At 58.3% G+C, this 17,948-nt stretch carries 16 protein-coding genes; 9 read left to right on the top strand and 7 right to left on the bottom strand.

All coding sequences use genetic code 11. The annotated features are described in order from the left end of the window. Nucleotides 1-172: 172 nt before the first annotated feature. Together dnaK and grpE are read right to left on the bottom strand one after the other, a co-directional pair. Nucleotides 173-2,089 carry a molecular chaperone DnaK gene (gene dnaK, locus AEQ67_RS07040; protein ID WP_059403176.1) on the bottom strand — a complete coding sequence of 639 codons (1,917 nt, stop codon included), beginning with the start codon at nucleotides 2,087-2,089 and terminating at the stop codon, nucleotides 173-175. Nucleotides 2,090-2,191: 102 nt separating this feature from the next. Further along, complete coding sequence (gene grpE / locus AEQ67_RS07035; RefSeq protein WP_059403175.1) at nucleotides 2,192-2,746, bottom strand: nucleotide exchange factor GrpE; 555 nt, start codon at nucleotides 2,744-2,746, stop codon at nucleotides 2,192-2,194. A gap of 240 nt (nucleotides 2,747-2,986) precedes the next feature. Here grpE and recN point away from each other — a divergent pair, with 240 nt between their 5' ends. Next, a complete protein-coding gene (recN, locus tag AEQ67_RS07030) occupies nucleotides 2,987-4,660 on the top strand; it encodes a DNA repair protein RecN (RefSeq protein WP_059403174.1) in 1,674 nt (557 codons plus the stop codon). 75 nt (nucleotides 4,661-4,735) lie between these two features. Here recN and fur read toward each other — a convergent pair whose 3' ends face one another. Beyond that, on the bottom strand, nucleotides 4,736-5,140 hold the full coding sequence (gene fur / locus AEQ67_RS07025) for a ferric iron uptake transcriptional regulator (RefSeq protein WP_003197684.1): 405 nt from the start codon (nucleotides 5,138-5,140) through the stop codon (nucleotides 4,736-4,738). Nucleotides 5,141-5,237: 97 nt separating this feature from the next. Between fur and AEQ67_RS07020 the strand changes: the two genes are divergently transcribed. Continuing rightward, nucleotides 5,238-5,765, top strand: coding sequence for an outer membrane protein assembly factor BamE (locus AEQ67_RS07020; RefSeq protein ID WP_059403173.1), 528 nt, complete (start codon nucleotides 5,238-5,240; stop codon nucleotides 5,763-5,765). A 61-nt stretch (nucleotides 5,766-5,826) separates the two neighbouring features. Here AEQ67_RS07020 and AEQ67_RS07015 read toward each other — a convergent pair whose 3' ends face one another. The 3 genes from AEQ67_RS07015 to AEQ67_RS07005 are packed head-to-tail and all read right to left on the bottom strand — an operon-like array spanning nucleotide 5,827 to nucleotide 7,979. Then, entirely contained in the window at nucleotides 5,827-6,141 is a 315-nt protein-coding gene (locus tag AEQ67_RS07015; RefSeq protein WP_059403172.1) for an RnfH family protein, read from the bottom strand. Further along, nucleotides 6,134-6,568, bottom strand: coding sequence for a type II toxin-antitoxin system RatA family toxin (locus AEQ67_RS07010; protein WP_059403171.1), 435 nt, complete (start codon nucleotides 6,566-6,568; stop codon nucleotides 6,134-6,136). The genes AEQ67_RS07015 and AEQ67_RS07010 overlap by 8 nt, the downstream gene beginning before the upstream one ends. Before the next feature lie 7 nt (nucleotides 6,569-6,575). Beyond that, the gene (locus tag AEQ67_RS07005) at nucleotides 6,576-7,979 is read right to left on the bottom strand and encodes a sodium-dependent transporter (RefSeq protein WP_059403170.1); all 1,404 of its coding nucleotides are present in this window, start codon (nucleotides 7,977-7,979) and stop codon (nucleotides 6,576-6,578) included. Between the two features lie 118 nt (nucleotides 7,980-8,097). Between AEQ67_RS07005 and smpB the strand changes: the two genes are divergently transcribed. Then, the gene (gene smpB / locus AEQ67_RS07000; protein WP_008149046.1) at nucleotides 8,098-8,580 is read left to right on the top strand and encodes an SsrA-binding protein SmpB; all 483 of its coding nucleotides are present in this window, start codon (nucleotides 8,098-8,100) and stop codon (nucleotides 8,578-8,580) included. A 108-nt stretch (nucleotides 8,581-8,688) separates the two neighbouring features. On the opposite strand, the gene AEQ67_RS06995 is transcribed toward smpB, so the two are convergent. Then, nucleotides 8,689-9,456: a GntR family transcriptional regulator gene (locus AEQ67_RS06995; RefSeq protein ID WP_010463546.1), complete on the bottom strand. Its 768-nt coding sequence runs from the start codon at nucleotides 9,454-9,456 to the stop codon at nucleotides 8,689-8,691. Between the two features lie 262 nt (nucleotides 9,457-9,718). Between AEQ67_RS06995 and AEQ67_RS06990 the strand changes: the two genes are divergently transcribed. The 6 genes from AEQ67_RS06990 (at nucleotide 9,719) to AEQ67_RS06965 (ending at nucleotide 17,717) form a co-directional block, all read left to right on the top strand. Continuing rightward, nucleotides 9,719-11,413 (top strand): lactate permease LctP family transporter, encoded by a 1,695-nt coding sequence (locus AEQ67_RS06990; RefSeq protein ID WP_059403169.1) that lies wholly within the window; start codon nucleotides 9,719-9,721, stop codon nucleotides 11,411-11,413. A gap of 150 nt (nucleotides 11,414-11,563) precedes the next feature. Beyond that, the gene (locus AEQ67_RS06985) at nucleotides 11,564-12,388 is read left to right on the top strand and encodes a (Fe-S)-binding protein (protein WP_059403168.1); all 825 of its coding nucleotides are present in this window, start codon (nucleotides 11,564-11,566) and stop codon (nucleotides 12,386-12,388) included. Beyond that, nucleotides 12,385-13,839 carry a LutB/LldF family L-lactate oxidation iron-sulfur protein gene (locus tag AEQ67_RS06980; RefSeq protein WP_059403167.1) on the top strand — a complete coding sequence of 485 codons (1,455 nt, stop codon included), beginning with the start codon at nucleotides 12,385-12,387 and terminating at the stop codon, nucleotides 13,837-13,839. Before AEQ67_RS06985 ends, AEQ67_RS06980 begins: the two co-directional genes overlap by 4 nt. After that, nucleotides 13,839-14,510 (top strand): LutC/YkgG family protein, encoded by a 672-nt coding sequence (locus tag AEQ67_RS06975; RefSeq protein ID WP_059403166.1) that lies wholly within the window; start codon nucleotides 13,839-13,841, stop codon nucleotides 14,508-14,510. Before AEQ67_RS06980 ends, AEQ67_RS06975 begins: the two co-directional genes overlap by 1 nt. Then, nucleotides 14,507-17,326, top strand: a complete 2,820-nt coding sequence (locus AEQ67_RS06970; RefSeq protein WP_059403165.1) for an FAD-binding and (Fe-S)-binding domain-containing protein — start codon at nucleotides 14,507-14,509, stop codon at nucleotides 17,324-17,326. The genes AEQ67_RS06975 and AEQ67_RS06970 overlap by 4 nt, the downstream gene beginning before the upstream one ends. A gap of 118 nt (nucleotides 17,327-17,444) precedes the next feature. Then, nucleotides 17,445-17,717, top strand: a complete 273-nt coding sequence (locus AEQ67_RS06965; protein WP_059403164.1) for a hypothetical protein — start codon at nucleotides 17,445-17,447, stop codon at nucleotides 17,715-17,717. Nucleotides 17,718-17,948 lie beyond the last annotated feature (231 nt).

The following is a 17,948-nucleotide window of genomic DNA, read 5'->3' as shown; positions in this document are numbered from 1 at the left end:
GTACTGTCGGCTCGAAAAGCAGGAGCATTTCCGGCCATACCATCAACATCCGAACGCTGTCGCATGCTGTAAAAATTCGCTAACTCCAGACACGCCAACGCGGGAGCAAGCTCCCGCGCGGCGACATCCTACCAGCCACCGCCTGAAGGCAGTCAACCGGGCGACCAACAACTTACTTGTGGTCTTTGACTTCTTCGAACTCGGCATCAACGACGTCGTCGGCTTTTTCAGCTTTTTCGTCGTGCGGTGCCGCGCCTTCAGCAGGCTGAGCCTGTTCGGCGTACATCTTCTGCGCCACTGGAGCGGAGACTTTCGACAGCTCTTCAACCTTGGCTTCGATTGCAGCTTTGTCGTCGCCTTTAACAGCGGCTTCCAGAGCAACAACAGCGGCTTCGATTGCAGTCTTCTCTTCAGCAGTCACTTTATCGCCAGCGTCTGCGACCATTTTGCGAGTCGAGTGAACCAGCGCGTCGCCCTGGTTGCGAGCGGTTGCCAGCTCTTCGAACTGGCGATCTGCGTCGACGTTGGCTTCAGCATCGCGAATCATCTGCTGAATCTCTTCCTCGGACAGACCGGAGTTGGCCTTGATCACGATCGACTGAGTCTTGCCGGTGGCCTTGTCTTTGGCGCCTACGTGCAGGATGCCGTTGGCGTCGATGTCGAAGGTCACTTCGATTTGTGGCACGCCACGTGGTGCTGGTGGAATCTCGGCCAGGTCGAACTTGCCCAGGGACTTGTTCTGTGCGGCTTGCTTACGCTCACCTTGCAGCACGTGAATGGTCACTGCGCCCTGGTTGTCGTCGGCCGTCGAGAACACTTGCGATTTCTTGGTAGGAATCGTGGTGTTTTTCTCGATCAGCGCGGTCATCACGCCACCCATGGTTTCGATGCCCAGGGTCAGCGGGCTGACGTCCAGCAGCAGAACGTCTTTCACGTCGCCGGCCAATACTGCGCCCTGGATAGCTGCACCCATGGCAACGGCTTCGTCCGGGTTAACGTCTTTACGTGCTTCTTTGCCGAAGAATTCGGTCACCAGCTTCTGAACCAGTGGCATACGGGTCTGACCGCCTACCAGGATCACGTCGTTGATCGCGCCAACGTCGATACCGGAGTCTTTCAGAGCGATGCGGCAAGGTTCGATGGTGCGTTGAACCAGGTCTTCAACCAGCGCTTCAAGCTTGGCGCGGGAGATTTTCACGTTCAAGTGCTTAGGACCGGTGGCGTCTGCAGTGATGTACGGCAGGTTCACGTCGGTCTGCAGGCTCGAAGACAGTTCGATCTTGGCTTTTTCAGCGGCTTCTTTCAGGCGCTGCATGGCCAGCGGATCACCCTTGAGGTTCATGCCGCTTTCTTTCTTGAACTCGTCAACGAGGTAGTCGATCAGACGAATGTCAAAATCTTCACCGCCCAGGAACGTGTCACCGTTGGTGGCCAACACTTCGAACTGGTGCTCGCCATCGACTTCGGCGATTTCGATAACCGAAACGTCAAAAGTACCGCCGCCCAAGTCGTAAACGATCACGGTGTGATCGCCTTTCGCCTTGTCCATACCGTAAGCCAGAGCGGCTGCGGTTGGTTCGTTGATGATACGTTTTACGTCCAGGCCCGCGATGCGGCCGGCGTCTTTGGTGGCTTGACGCTGGCTGTCGTTGAAGTAGGCCGGAACGGTGATCACCGCTTCGGTCACTGGCTCACCGAGGTAGTCTTCGGCGGTCTTCTTCATTTTCTTCAGAATTTCAGCCGAGATTTGTGGCGGCGACATTTTCTGGCCGTTCACTTCTACCCACGCATCACCGTTGTCAGCCTTGGCGATTTTGTAAGGGACCATCTTGATGTCTTTCTGTACGACTTCTTCGTCGAACTTACGACCGATCAGACGCTTCACCGCATACAGGGTGTTGTGCGGATTGGTCACAGCCTGACGCTTGGCCGACTGGCCCACGAGAATTTCGCCATCGTTGGCGTAAGCGATGATCGACGGCGTGGTACGCGCGCCTTCGGCGTTTTCAATAACTTTGGCTACGCCGTTTTCAAGCACGGAGACGCAGGAGTTGGTAGTCCCCAGGTCGATACCGATAATTTTGCCCATGTTCACTCTCCCGAAACTTTGGATTTGGTTGCCGCAGCAGTGGTGGCTAACTGCGGTAGCACTTAAACGCTTGACTTATAAATGGGGGCCTTGCGGCCAATTTCAAGCCTGCTCGTCAATCGAAGGCGAAACTGGCGCAGGGGCCTTGCTGACCACGACCATGGCCGGGCGCAGCAGGCGACCATTGAGCTGATAGCCCTTCTGGAACACCTTCAACACGCTGTTCGGCTCGACGTCGGCGCTTTCCTGCATGGCCATCGCCTGGTGATGCACGGCATTGAACGGTTCGCCGTGTGGATCGATTGCTTCCAGCTGATAACGCTTCAGGGTGTCCTGGAACATTTTCAGGGTCAGCTCGATGCCTTCGCGCATAGGGCGGATGCTTTCGTCATCCGGGTTGGACAACTCCAGGCCACGCTCCAGGCTGTCGATGATTGGCAACAGGTCGCCGGCGAATTTTTCCAGCGCGAACTTGTGAGCCTTTTCGACATCCTGCTCGGCGCGACGGCGGACGTTCTGCAGATCGGCGGCAACACGCAAAGCCTGATCCTGTGCGCCTGCCAGTTGCTCTTCGAGCACTTGTACACGTGCCGCCAGGTCTTCACCCGAAGCCTCGGCGTCTAGATTTTGCGTATCCACTGTCTGTTCGTCAGCCATAGATTTCTCCTTTCAATATCGTCCGCGAGCTCAACTCGCGCTTCTGCCCAGCTATATGGGGCCGCAAAATCGAGCTTCAAGGGGTTTGTTGTGATTAACCCTACAAAAAACGCTGCATTGTCATTCCATGCCGCACTAAGGCTTTCGTCGGATCAAGCAAATCGAGCTAAGCGAGGGCATTGTCAGCCAGAAACAAAACACTGTATAAATAACCAGACCTAAAGCCTGGGAGCGGCCTTTATGCTGGTGCACCTGTCCGTACATAACTACGCCATCGTTGAACATCTCGATCTCGAACTCGATCGCGGGATGAGCGTGATCACTGGGGAAACCGGCGCCGGCAAGTCGATCATGCTCGACGCCCTGGGACTGACCCTGGGTGATCGCGCCGACAGCGGCGTGGTCCGCCCCGGCGCAGACAAGGCCGATATCCTGGCAACCTTCGACCTGGTCGATATCCCGGAAGCCAGCGCCTGGCTGGCCGAGCGCGATCTCGAAAGCGACGGCCCGTGCATCCTGCGCCGGGTGATCACCGCCGAAGGGCGTTCGCGCGGCTATATCAACGGCACGCCCTGCCCGCTCGGCGATCTCAAGGCACTGGGCGAGTTGCTGATCGATATCCACAGCCAGCATGAACACCAATCCCTGCTCAAGACCGACACCCACCGCCGCTTGCTCGACGAGTACGCCGGCGCCACCGACCTTGCCCGCCAGGTACATCTGGCCGCCCAACGCTGGCGCCAGACCCGCCAGGAACTCGAGCGCCTTTCCAACTCCGGCGACGAGCAGCGCGCTCGCCACCAATTGCTCAGCTATCAACTCGAAGAGCTGGAAAACCTCGGCCTCGGCGAAAACGAGCTGGAGCAGCTCGAACAGGAACACAAGAACCTGACCAACGCCGAAACCCTGCTGGGCATTTGCCGGCAAGTCGTCGAACAGTGCAGCGAAAGTGATTCCGGCAATGTCTTGAACGCCCTCACGGCCAGCCTTAACCGCCTGTCGAGCGTCAACAACTCGATCGGCGCACTGGGCGAAGCCAGCAGCCTGCTGACCAGTGCACAGATCCAGGTCGAAGAAGCCGTGGGCGAATTGAACCGCTTCCTTGATAACTTCGATGCCGATCCAGCGCGCCTTCAGTACCTGGAAGAACGCCTCGATGCGATCTACACCATGGCGCGTAAACACCGGATCCAGCCAACTGAAGTCGCCGAGATGCAGCAGCGCTTGCTGGATGAAATCGAAACCCTGAATGCCAACGATGAATCCATCGAGCGACTGAGCGATGAACTCGCTTCTTATGCCCGCCATTATCAAGAGAAGGCTCGCGAGCTAAGCGACTTGCGCCATCAAGCTTCGAGCAGTCTGGCCAGTGCCGTGGAGCAGGAAATCCAGCGACTGGGCATGCCCGGCGGTCGTTTCACCATCGAACTGCGCCCCAACAGCAGCGATGAACTACTGCCCAACGGGCTCGAACAAGTAGAACTGTTGGTGAGCGCCAACCCCGGCCAGCCATTAAAAGCCTTGGCCAAAGTAGCCTCGGGTGGCGAGCTGTCGCGGATCAGCCTGGCCATTCAGGTGATCACCGCGCAGACCTCTCGCGTACCGACGCTAGTGTTCGACGAAGTGGACGTGGGTATCGGCGGCCCGACCGCCGAGATCGTCGGCCAGTTGCTGCGCCGACTTGGGGAGCGTGGGCAGGTGCTGACCGTGACCCACTTGCCGCAAGTGGCAGCGCAGGGGCACCAACATCTATTTGTGCACAAGGTGCGTGGCGAAGAGGCGACTCACACTGCCGTCTCCAAGCTGAGCAAGAACGATCGTGTCGAAGAAGTGGCGCGGATGCTGGGAGGCATCGACCTAACCAAGGAATCCCTGGCTCACGCGAAGAAGATGGTCGTTACTGCAAAAATTTAAGGCCGGCAGAAAGCACGAAGGCGACCCTGGGGTCGCCTTCGCTCGTTTCGCGAACATCAGGTTCGCGCGACATGCTTACTTTTTCTTGCGCACGTACAGAACAAGATTGTGATCAACCATCTCGAAGCCGTACTTGTCGACGATGGCTTTCTGCAGGCGCTCGATTTCTTCGTCGAAGAATTCGATCACTTCACTGGTTTCGACGTTGACCATATGGTCGTGATGCTTGCCGTCGTCCAGCTCGAAGACCGCATGGCCTCCGTCGAAGTTGTGCCGCACCACAAGGCCAGCTGCCTCGAACTGGGTCAGAACACGGTAAACCGTGGCCAGACCGACGTCCTCACCAGCCTCCATCAGCGCCTTGTAGACGTCCTCGGCACTCATGTGGCGTTGCTCGGCGGAATCGAGCATTTGCAGAATTTTGACCCGTGGAAGGGTCACTTTGAGGCCGGCTTTGCGTAGTTCGCTATTTTCAACCATGGTCAGCTTTCTCGCGATGCTGCTTCGCAGCTTCTCTTAATGCGGGTATGATCGGCGTTTACGTTGTCCCAGCCAAGATAGTGGAAGTCGCCCACCGATGCAAAACACCAAGCTCTTGCTAACCAGTTTCACCTTTGTGGGACTGCTCGCACTCGCCGGTTGTTCATTCCCCGGGGTTTACAAAATCGACATCCAGCAGGGCAATGTCGTCACGCAGGACATGATAGACCAGTTACGCCCGGGAATGACCCGTAAGCAAGTAAGGTTTATCATGGGCAACCCTCTGCTGACTGACACGTTCCATGCCGATCGCTGGGATTATCTGTATAGCCTGCAACCCGGTGGCGGTGAACGCCAACAGGAACGCATTAGCGTTATCTTCAACCCAAATGACCAGCTTGTCAGCCTCTCTGGTGATTTCATGCCAGGCGTGAGCCGTGATGAAGCCATTCTCGGCAAGGATAGCGGCACCAACGTCACCGCACCGGCAGAAAACGCCGAGAAGCCGAAACCGGAAAAACCGGTAAAGCCAGGCTCGTTGCTGGACCAGATCCAGAAGGACGTAGACGGCGTAGAAACCGTCCCGGTCCCGACTCCAGAACCACTGGGAACCTCGCCGCAATAATTTGCGGCGCATTAAAAAACCCGGCATGTCCGGGTTTTTTATTGCCTGGTGTTTCAGCTACTCACTGATTCCGCGCTTTGGCCTCAGCCGCCTTGGCAGCGCGTAGCCGGCGAACTTCCTTCGGATCAGCCAGCAACGACCGGTAAATCTCGATGCGATCCCCTGCCTGAACCCGATGACTGTCCGGATCAATGATGACCTTGCCGAAGATCCCGACCGGGCAACTGGTCAGATCCAGCTCCGGAAATGCCTGACCGATACCGGATTTCAGCAACGCGTCCCGCACGGTTGCCCCTTCCGGCACCGTCACGGACAGGAGTTCTTGACGGTCAATGGCGGCATACACCACCTCAACCTCAACCACTGCCTCAACCATGTATTTGCTTGGCGCGCTGGCAGAATGCATCTACCAGCGTATTGGCCGCCTGATTGAACAACGGCCCCAAGGTCGCGCGAACAATCGGCCCGGCGTAATCGAACGACAGGTCCAGGCTGATCTTGCAGGCTTTATCAGTCAACGCCTTGAACACCCAGATGCCATGCAATTGAGTGAACGGACCCTCCTCGAGATTCATCTCTATCGATTGCCCGGGAACCAGGGTGTTGCGCGTCACGAAATGCTGACTAAGCCCGCCCTTCGCCACACCAACGCTGGCGCGCATGTGATCGGGAGAACTTTCCAGGACTTCGGCCGAAGAGCACCACGGAAGAAACTCCGGGTATCGCGCCACGTCATTGACCAAGTCATACAGCGCTTGTGCCGGATACGGCAGCAAGGCAGAACGTTGAATGTGTGTCGTCATGTCAGCGTCACTTCCACAGCTGGGTGGCAAACACTATGAGAATGCCAATGGGCGCCACATAGCGCATCAAAAACAGGGACAGGGCGAATAACATCGGGCTACGGATCGACAACTCGTCGCGCACCGTTTCACGACCCATCACCCAGCCAGCAAACACCACGAAACATAAACCACCGAGTGGCAACATGATCCGCGAGGTGAAAAAGTCCACCAAACCAAAGAAATGCAGGCCACCGACCGCGCCCCATTGATAGAGATGGAACACCCCGCCTTCGTTCACGAAAAATTTGGCTTCCTTCCAGATATTGAAGGAAAACACCGTACCCAGACCGATGAACCAGCAAGTGAATGCCAGCCAGAAAGTGACCCAGGTGCGACTGACTTTCGTGCGCTCAACCAGGTAAGCCACCATCGGCTCGAGCAAGGAAATTGCCGAACTCCAGGCCGCAATCGCTACCAATACAAAGAACACTACCCCCATCAGTTGGCCGAACGCCACGTTACCAAAGGCAAATGGCAGGGTGACAAACATCAGGCCAGGGCCTTCGCTCGGGTCCAGGCCAGCGGCGAACACAATCGGAAACAATGCCAGTCCGGCCACCAGCGAAACAAATGTATCGAGCAGCGCTACACCGACAACGGTGCTGGAAATTGACGAGTGCTTTGGCATGTAAGCGCCATAGATCATGATCGAACCGACACCCACGCTCAGGGAAAAAAACGCGTGTCCCATGGCCGGTAGCAAACCGTCGAGGACCTTTTCCGGCTGGAAGTCGAACATGAAATGCACGCCCTCCATGAAATGGCCGGTGGTCATGCTGTAGCCGAGCAACACCAGAATCATCACAAACAGCAGCGGCATCATGATCCGCAAGCTGCGCTCAAGACCGGCAACGACGCCCCTGGCGATAACAAAGGCAGACAGCAGCATAAAAATCGTGTGCCAAAGTATCTGGCGCCATGGATCGGCGATCACATTTCCAAAGTACGTGTTGACCTGTTCAGCCGTCCCCCCCTGGAAGTCACCGCGGCCCATGTCGATGATGTAATCCAGTGACCAGCCGCCCACCACACTATAGAAAGACAGGATCAGCAAGGCCGTGATCATCCCGGCGAATGCGCCCCAGGACCATTTGCCCGATTGCCCCGCTTCCAGCGCCAGCACCTTCAAGGCGTTGGCCGGGCTCTGCCGGGCACGACGGCCGATCAGGGTTTCAGCCAACATCACCGGCACACCGATCAGCGCGATACACACCAGGAACATCAACACAAAGGCGCCGCCGCCATAGATTCCGACCATGTACGGGAATTTCCAGATACTACCTAGCCCCACGGCCGAACCGGTCGCGGCGAGTATGAAGACCCAGCGGCTAGCCCAACTGCCGTGGACAGAAACCTTGTCTGTCGACATCGTTAACACGCCCAACCGTTCGAAAAAGAGGCCGCATTGTCCGGGATTCAATCAACCTGCTCAAGCACGTAGCGAGACCGTAGCCGACTCGCGTGCAACTCCCTATAATGCCGCCCCTATGGCTAAACAGAAGAAACACCCTACAGGGACCATCGCGCAGAATAAAAAGGCGCGACACGATTACTTCATCGAACATAAGTTCGAGGCTGGTCTGGTCCTGGCCGGCTGGGAAGTAAAAAGTCTGCGGGCAAGCAAGCTGCAACTGGTTGACAGTTACGTACTGCTCAAGGATGGCGAAGCCTGGCTGCTCGGCAGCCACATTACGCCGCTGATGACGGCGAGTACCCACGTCATCGCTGATCCGACCCGCACCCGTAAATTGCTGCTCAACCGCCGCGAGCTGGAAAAGCTCGCCACGGCCGTGCAGCAAAAAGGTTATGCCTGCGTGTGCCTGTCCTGGTACTGGAGCAAGCACATGGTCAAGTGTGAGATCGCTCTGGGCAAGGGTAAGAAGGAATACGACAAGCGTGATACCGAGCGCGAACGTGACGCCGGTCGCGAACTGCAGCGTGCGGTGCGCAACAAGGGCAAGGAAGATTAATCTTTCACCTTGAGATCGCTTTCGCGGGCAAGCCTCGCTCCTACGGAACCACACGCCCCCTGTAGGAGCGAGGCTTGCCAGCGAATGATTCACCGCAAACCCACCTGACTACATCCCCTTGCGCCGCTCCGCCCGAGCCATGCGCTGCACTTCCTGACGCACTTCTTCCAGCACCTCCTGCACATACAAAATGTGCCGACTGGAGACTTCCCGCGCCTGCTCTGCCCTTCCTTCGATAATCGCCAGGTACAACTCCCGGTGCTGCGTGATCAGCATGTCGCGGGTTTCGGTGCGCTGTTTGTACATTCCGCCAATGTTGGTCACCACATTGCGCTTGAGCAGATCGAACAACCCGCGAATGGTGTGCAGCAACACGGCGTTGTGACTGGCTTCGGCGATCGCCAGATGGAATTTCGCATCCGCCGCGCCCTCTTCCGCACGACTCACTTCATCATGGCGCGTGTAGCAGTCCTGCAATTCATTGAAGGCTGCGGTCAATCGCTCGCGATCCACATCAGTAGCACGTAACGCCGCGTAGTAAGCGCAGGACGCTTCCAGCGTGTGGCGAAATTCCAGCAGATCGCGCTGAGCCTCGGGGTTACTTTCCAGCAGATGCAGCAGCGGATCGCTAAAGGTCGAACCCAGCGACTCCACCACATAATTGCCGCCGCCCTGACGGCTGACCAGCAAACCCTTGGCCGCCAGCTTCTGAATCGCCTCGCGCAACGAAGGGCGTGACACGCCGAACTGCTCGGCCAACGCACGTTCGGCCGGCAAGCGCTCGCCAGACTTCAATGTGCCCTCGAGGATCATCCCCTCAAGCTGCTCGACAATATCGTCAGACAAACGGCGCTGACGAATTTGATCAAACCCCATAACTCAATTCTCCACGATCCCGACGACTCGCCGGGCTCTCTATTCTGGCCTATCAGCGCTGTACCAGCACCTACCAGACGGCATTTGATCGAGCGGATCACACGCGTGCCACAGCGCTTATTCGACAAAAGTTTTAGGGCGGCAAATTGACACACCGCCTAGAACGCTTTTACCCTAGCCAACAGCGATTGTAAATTGGTATTACCAATTAACCAAGAACGCTGACCAGTGCCTGACCAACAACAATTAGGGGCCACCCCATATGCAAACCTGGCAACAGCTCTATACCCCGCTCGGCAGCCTCGGCGTTTCCGCGCTCGCCGCCGTTATACCCATCGTGTTTTTCTTCCTCGCGTTGGCCGTGTTCCGGCTCAAAGGGCACGTGGCCGGCAGCATCACGCTGGCCTTGTCCATTGCCGTGGCAATCTTCGCGTTCCAGATGCCGGTCGACATGGCGTTCGCCGCCGCCGGGTATGGTTTCGCCTACGGGCTGTGGCCGATTGCCTGGATCATCGTCGCGGCGGTGTTCCTCTACAAACTGACGGTCAAGAGTGGCCAGTTCGAAGTGATCCGCAGCTCTGTGCTGTCGATCACCGATGATCAGCGTTTGCAGGTTCTGCTGATCGGCTTCTGCTTCGGTGCGTTCCTGGAAGGTGCCGCCGGTTTCGGTGCGCCGGTAGCGATTACCGCCGCATTGCTGGTAGGACTGGGCTTCAACCCGCTGTACGCCGCCGGTCTGTGCCTGATCGCCAATACCGCGCCGGTAGCGTTCGGTGCCTTGGGGATTCCGATCATCGTCGCTGGCCAAGTGACCGGTATTGACGCGTTCAAAATCGGCGCCATGACCGGTCGCCAACTGCCGCTGCTGTCGCTGTTCGTGCCGTTCTGGCTGGTATTCATGATGGACGGCCTGCGCGGCGTACGTGAAACCTGGCCTGCCGCACTGGTAGCCGGCTTGAGCTTTGCCGTCACGCAATACTTCACCTCGAACTTCATTGGCCCGGAACTGCCGGACATCACGTCGGCCCTGGCCAGCCTGATTTCCCTGACGCTGTTCCTGAAAGTCTGGCAGCCGAAACGCGCCGCCGGCCAGCACATCGCCGGCGCCGTCTCGGCGTCCGTGGTGACCGCCAGCGCCGGCGGTTTCGGCCAGCCGCGCACCACCGTGGCTTCGCCTTTCAGCCTCGGTGAGATTTTCAAGGCCTGGTCGCCGTTCCTGATCCTCACCGTGCTGGTCACCATCTGGACCCTGAAACCGTTCAAGGCGATGTTCGCCGCGGGCGGTTCGATGTACAGCTGGGGGTTCAACTTCGCCATCCCGCACCTGGATCAAATGGTGATCAAGGTCGCACCGATCGTGACCGCTCCAACCGCCATTCCAGCGGTGTTTAAACTCGACCCGATTTCCGCGACCGGCACGGCGATTTTCTTCTCCGCGCTGATCTCGATGCTGGTGCTGAAGATCAATATCAAAACTGGTCTGCCCACTTTACGGGAGACCTTCTACGAGCTGCGCTGGCCGATTCTGTCCATCGGCATGGTGTTGGCTTTTGCCTTCGTCACCAACTACTCGGGCATGTCCTCGACCATGGCCCTGGTATTGGCCGGCACCGGCGCCGCCTTCCCGTTCTTCTCACCGTTCCTTGGCTGGCTGGGGGTATTCCTGACCGGTTCCGATACCTCGTCCAACGCACTGTTCAGTTCGTTGCAAGCGACCACCGCGCACCAGATCGGTGTCAGCGATGTGCTGTTGGTAGCCGCGAACACCAGCGGCGGCGTGACCGGCAAGATGATCTCGCCACAATCGATCGCCGTGGCCTGCGCCGCGACCGGCCTGGTGGGCAAGGAATCGGATCTGTTCCGCTTCACCCTCAAGCACAGCCTGTTCTTTGCAACGATCGTCGGCTTGATCACCTACATCCAGGCCTACTGGCTCACCGGCATGCTGGTGCACTAAGTCCTACAAGCAGCATCGAAAAAACCGACGCCGGACCACGATTCCGGCGTCAGCTATTCACAACCCGGTCTGTAAGGCTGCTGAAAGCTTCCCTCTCTATATTCAGCGGCCTCAACGGACGGATAACCGGGACCACCCGGAGAACGCCTGATGAGCGAGCTTTTTTACAACGCTGTGCCGAACACGACCCGCGTCGCCCCGCCACTGCCCAAGCCTCGGCAATACCCCAGCGAAAAACCGTCACGGGTCTACCTGTTCGGAACCTGCGTGGTCGATCTGTTCTACCCGGAAGCCGGGATGGACGCGATCCACCTGCTGGAGCGCGAAGGCATTCGTGTCGAGTACCCGCAAGGGCAAAGCTGCTGCGGACAACCGGCCTACACCTCGGGTTACACCGAGCAGGCCCGGACCGTGGCGCGCTCGCAGTTGGCGCTGTTCGCCGGGGATTATCCGGTGGTGGTGCCTTCGGGATCGTGTGCCGGGATGTTGCGTGAACACTACGCCGACTTGTTCAAGGACGAGCCGCAAACGTTGAAGCAAGTCCAGGCGCTGGCCGCCCGGACGTATGAACTGGCCGAGTTCCTGTTGTTCGTCTGCAAGGTGCAACTCAAGGACAGTGGCGAGCCCGTCAAAGTGGCGCTTCACACGTCGTGCTCGGCACGCCGTGAAATGAATACTCACCTGCACGGTCGCGAGCTGTTGTCGCAACTGAGCAATGTGGAACGGGTCGATCACAGCCACGAAAGTGAATGCTGTGGCTTTGGTGGGACTTTCAGCGTCCGTATGCCAGACATTTCCGGCGCGATGGTGGCTGACAAGACCCGTTCGTTGAAGGAATCAGGCGCGCACAAGGTACTCAGTGCCGACTGCGGTTGCCTGATGAACATCAACGGCTCGCTGGAAAAACAGCAGGAAGCGTTGCGCGGCCAACACCTGGCCAGCTTCCTCTGGCAGCGAACCGGAGGTGTTCAATGAACGCGTCCGCGATTATTCCTACGGTCGCCGTAGAAGAAGACTTTCGCACCCGGGCTCACAAGGCTTTGGATGACAAGCAACTGCGAAACAACTTTCGCACTGCGATGGATTCACTGATGACAAAACGGGCAGCGTCCTTCAGCGATGCCCATGAAAGAGAACATCTGCGAGCGCTGGGCAATGCTGTCCGCGCCCGTGCGTTATCCAAGCTGCCCGACCTGCTCGAGCAGCTTGAACAGAACCTGACCCGCAACGGTGTGACAGTACACTGGGCGGAAACGGTGGACGAGGCCAATGGCATCGTCCTCTCGATCATCCGCGCTCACGAGGGGCGGCAAGTGATCAAGGGCAAATCGATGGTTAGCGAAGAGATGGAGATGAATCATTTCCTCGCTGAACAGGGCATTGAATGCCTGGAATCGGACATGGGCGAGTACATCGTCCAGCTCGACCACGAGAAGCCTTCACACATTATTATGCCGGCGATCCACAAGAATGCCGGTCAGGTCGCGTCCTTGTTCCACGACAAACTTGGCGTGGAATACACCAAGGACGTTGACCAACTCATTCAGATCGGTCGCAAGGTCTTGCGGCAGAAATTCTTCGAAGCGGACATCGGCGTCTCCGGTGTCAACTTCGCCGTGGCCGAAACCGGCACCTTGCTGTTGGTGGAAAACGAAGGCAACGGGCGCATGACCACCACCGTGCCGCCGGTGCATATCGCCGTCACCGGCATCGAAAAAGTCGTGGAAAACCTGCGCGATGTGGTGCCGCTGTTGTCGTTGCTGACCCGCTCGGCCCTCGGCCAGCCGATCACCACCTACGTCAACATGATCTCCGGCCCGCGCAAAGAGCATGAACTCGACGGCCCGCAAGAAGTGCACCTGGTACTGCTCGACAACGGTCGCAGCCAGGCCTTTGCCGACAGCGAATTGCGCCAGACCCTGAACTGCATCCGCTGCGGCGCCTGTATGAATCACTGCCCGGTCTACACCCGAATCGGCGGCCACGCCTATGGCGAGGTTTACCCTGGGCCTATCGGAAAAATCATCACCCCGCACATGGTCGGCCTGGCGAAAGTCCCGGACCACCCGAGCGCGTCGTCGCTGTGCGGCGCTTGTGGCGAAGTCTGCCCGGTAAAAATTCCTATCCCCGCACTGCTGCGGCGCCTGCGAGAAGAGAACGTCAAAGCCCCGGACAGTCAGCATCAAGTGATGCGCGGGCAAGGCAGCAAATACTCGCGCAAGGAACGTTTTATCTGGAACGCCTGGGCGAAGCTCAACAGCTCGCCGACGCTGTATCGTCTGTTCGGTTTCTTCGCCACTCGCTTGCGCGCCCTCGCACCAAGTAATGTCGGACCTTGGACGCAAAACCACAGCGCACCGAAACCCGCTGCCCGCTCACTGCATGACATGGCCCGCGAGCATCTGGCCAAACAGGGAGATCGTTGATGAGCGCCAAGCAAAATATCCTCGGTAAATTGCGCAGTAGTCTGACCGGCACGACCCCGGTGCCTGACGAGTTCGACGTTGAACTGGTGACACAGCCTTACACCTACACGGCCGAGCAACGCATCCCGCAATTGCGCAAACTGATGGAAGCGGTGCACACCGAAATCCATCTGACGTCCGGCGAAGGTTGGCCTGCGTTGCTTGCTCAGTTGCTGCACGATCGTCAGTTGCCGAGCCTGCTGATCGCACCGACTACGCCTCATGGTCAACGTGTCACTCAGCACTGGGCGAAAAATCCTGGGCTGCCTACGCTTAAAACCTACGAGCGTCCGGTTGAAGAATGGAAGGCCGAATTGTTCAACGACACACCCGCCAGCCTGACCACCACCCTCGGCGCAATCGCCGCGACCGGTAGTCTGATTCTCTGGCCGACGCGGGAAGAACCGCGCCTGATGAGCCTGGTGCCTCCGGTGCATTTCGCCCTGCTCAAGGCCAGTGAAATCCGCGACAACTTCTATCAGGTCCAGCAGGAATTCGAATGGGCCCAGGGCATGCCGACCAACGCCTTGCTGGTGTCCGGCCCGTCGAAGACTGCTGACATCGAGCAAGTCCTGGCCTACGGTGCCCACGGTCCGAAAGACCTGGTGGTTTTGATCGTGGAGGACCAATGACTTTACCGACGACTTTCCTGCGAGATGCGCAGCAACTGATTCCTCAAGAGCGACGTTTCGACGATCCGCTGTCGACATTGGCCTTCGGCACCGACGCCAGTTTCTATCGGCTGATTCCGAAACTGGTGATCCGTGTCGAGTCGGAAGATGAAGTGGTCGCGCTGCTCAAACTGGCGCAACGCGATCACGTCCCGGTGACCTTCCGCGCGGCCGGCACCAGTTTGTCCGGTCAGGCCATCAGCGATTCGGTGTTGATCGTGCTTGGGGATAACTGGAACGGTCGCGAGATTCGCGGCCAGGGCACACAAATTCGCCTGCAACCGGGCGTGATCGGCGCGCAAGCCAACGCGTGGCTGGCACCGTTCGGACGCAAGATCGGTCCAGACCCGGCCTCGATCAACGCCTGCAAAATCGGCGGCATCGTCGCCAACAATGCCAGCGGCATGTGCTGCGGCACGGCACAAAATACCTACCACACACTGGCGGGTATTCGTCTGGTGCTGGCCGACGGCTGTCGCCTCGATACCGAAGATGCTGGCAGCGTAGCGGCGTTCCGTGAGAGTCACTCCGACCTGCTGGAACGTCTGGCGACATTGGGCCGCGAGACCCGCGCCAATACCGAACTGGCTGCAAAAATTCGCCACAAATATCGTCTGAAAAACACCACCGGCCTGTCTCTCAATGCGCTGGTGGATTTCGACGAGCCTGTGGATATCTTGAGCCATTTGCTGGTGGGTTCCGAAGGCACGCTCGGGTTTATCAGCGCGGTGACTTACGACACGGTGATCGACCATCCGAACAAGGCGTCGGCACTGATCGTGTTCCCGGATGTGGAAACCTGCTGCAACGCCGTCACCGTACTGAAAAGCCAACCGGTATCCGCTGTGGAGCTGCTGGACCGACGCAGTCTGCGTTCGGTGCAGGACAAACCCGGCATGCCGGCTTTCGTACAACAACTGTCGATCAATGCCTGTGCCCTGCTGATCGAATCCCGCGCCGCATCGTCCACGTTACTGCACGAACAACTGGCGCACATCATGGCGTCGTTGACCTCATTCCCCGTGGAGAAACAAGTCGACTTCACCGAAGACCCGGTCGAAAACGCCCGACTCTGGGCGATCCGCAAGGACACCTTTCCCGCCGTCGGCGCGGTGCGCAAAACCGGTACTACGGTAATCATCGAAGACGTGACGTTCCCGGTGGAACAACTGGCGATCGGCGTGAACCGTCTGATCGAACTGTTCGACAAACATCACTACGACGAAGCGATCCTTTTCGGACACGCACTGGAAGGCAATCTGCACTTCGTCTTCACCCAAGGCTTCAACAACCCGGAAGAAGTCGCACGCTACCAGGCGTTCATGGACGACGTGGCGCAGCTGGTTGCGGTGGAGTTCGGCGGCTCGCTGAAGGCCGAACACGGCACCGGGCGCAACATGGCGCCCTTCGTCGAGCTGGAATGGGGCAGCGATGCCTACCAGTTGATGTGGCAGCTCAAACGCCTGCTCGACCCCAACGGCATTCTCAATCCGGACGTGGTGCTCAGCGAGGATCCGCAGATCCATCTCAAGCACCTGAAACCACTGCCGGCCGCCGACGAAATTGTCGATAAGTGCATCGAGTGCGGTTTCTGCGAACCGGTCTGCCCGTCGAAAGGCCTGACCCTGAGCCCGCGCCAGCGCATCGTCATCTGGCGTGACATCCAGGCGAAGAAACGCGCAGGCGTCGAGACCTCTGAACTTGAGGCCGCTTACGAATATCAGGGAATCGATACCTGCGCCGCCACCGGTCTCTGTGCGCAACGCTGCCCTGTAGGAATTAACACCGGCGAGCTGGTGAAAAAACTGCGCGGCCGTAAGGCGACTCATACGAAAACCGCCAACTGGCTGGAAGGCAATTTCGCCACCGCGCTGCAAGGCGCGCGTTTTACCCTGCACGTCGCCAATGGCGCGCGGATGCTGCTGGGCGCGCCACGGCTGGCGAAACTTTCGGCAACGCTGACGAAGTTGTCCAAAGGCCAGGTCCCGCAATGGACCAACGCCATGCCGCAGCCGGAAAAAGCCATTCGCTTCAGCCCGACCGTGTCGGACGAACGCCCTCGGGTGGTGTACCTGGCGGCGTGTGTCTCGCGGGTCATGGGCCCCGCTGCGGGTGATAAAGAGCAAATGTCGTTGTACGACAAAACCCGCGGGCTGCTGGAAAAAGCCGGCTACCAGGTGGTCTTCCCCGACAACCAGGACAGCCTCTGCTGTGGCCAGCCATTCGCCTCCAAAGGCTACGCCGAACAGGCCGAACACAAACGCCAGGAACTGATCGGTGCGCTGCTGCACGCCAGTCGCGGCGGGCTCGACCCGATCTATTGCGACACCAGCCCCTGCACATTACGGCTGGTCCAGGACCTGGGCGATGTTCGGCTGGATTTGTACGACCCGGTGCGCTTCATCCGTACGCACTTGATGGATCGACTCGATTTCACACCGCAGGAAGCACCGATTGCGGTGCACGTGACCTGCAGCACTCAGCACCTTGGCGAGAGCCAGGCGTTGATTGATCTGGCGCGCAAGTGCAGCAAAAACGTGGTCATCCCCGAAGGCATTCATTGCTGCGGCTTTGCCGGTGACAAGGGCTTCACCACGCCTGAGCTGAACGCGCATTCGCTGCGTTCGCTCAAGGACGCGGTGCAGCAGTGCAGCGAGGGGATTTCCACCAGCCGGACCTGTGAGATTGGTCTGACGCAGCACGGCGGAATTGACTACCACGGACTAGTCTATTTGGTGGACCGGGTAACGCAGGCAAGGGTTATGCAAGAAAAATAGAACCCTGATGTGCTGCCGTAGTCCACTCATTAAGCCCGCAATAACCGGGCTTAACCCAAACTCGGCAGCCCGTCCTGATGGCCAGCGATGCCTGGACCCTCAGTTCAAGGAGATACATATGAAACGTTCTGTACTGTTAGGTCTGTTCGTTACTGCCTCGCTGATGGCGTCCACCTCGTTTGCCGCCGAAGACCTCTGTGCGGTCAACTTGAAAACCATCGAAAATGCCAAGGCACAGACTCCTCCGGAGATGTCTGATCAGGTAATGGACAGCGTCACGAAAGCCAAAGCCGATCAGGCAAAAGGCACCAAGGAAGGGACTGACGATTGCATCGCCGAGACCGAACAAACGATCCAGCAAATCAAGAACGCGAACAAAGGCGGGAAGTAACCCGGCACAACGCCAACCTTCGGGTTGGCCTTGTCAGCGCACACCCCACAGGCTTGTTGCTCAACACGATTCACAGAGCAACAGGCCTGTGGCCGTTTGAGGTTCTCAAAAAACGAATTCCTGCGCAGCGTCGTGGTCTCTTAAGTAGGCCAAATTAATCGTGGCTTGTTTTTCGACCTCGGCCGAGCCGCCCGATCATACGGCAGCACCGAGACCATCAGCACAAGGAGT

The sequence above is a fragment of the Pseudomonas sp. RIT-PI-q genome, from assembly GCF_001297125.1.
GTDB lineage: Bacteria > Pseudomonadota > Gammaproteobacteria > Pseudomonadales > Pseudomonadaceae > Aquipseudomonas.
Note: the sequence above shows the minus strand (reverse complement) of the source record. Positions and strands in the feature narration are given on the sequence as shown.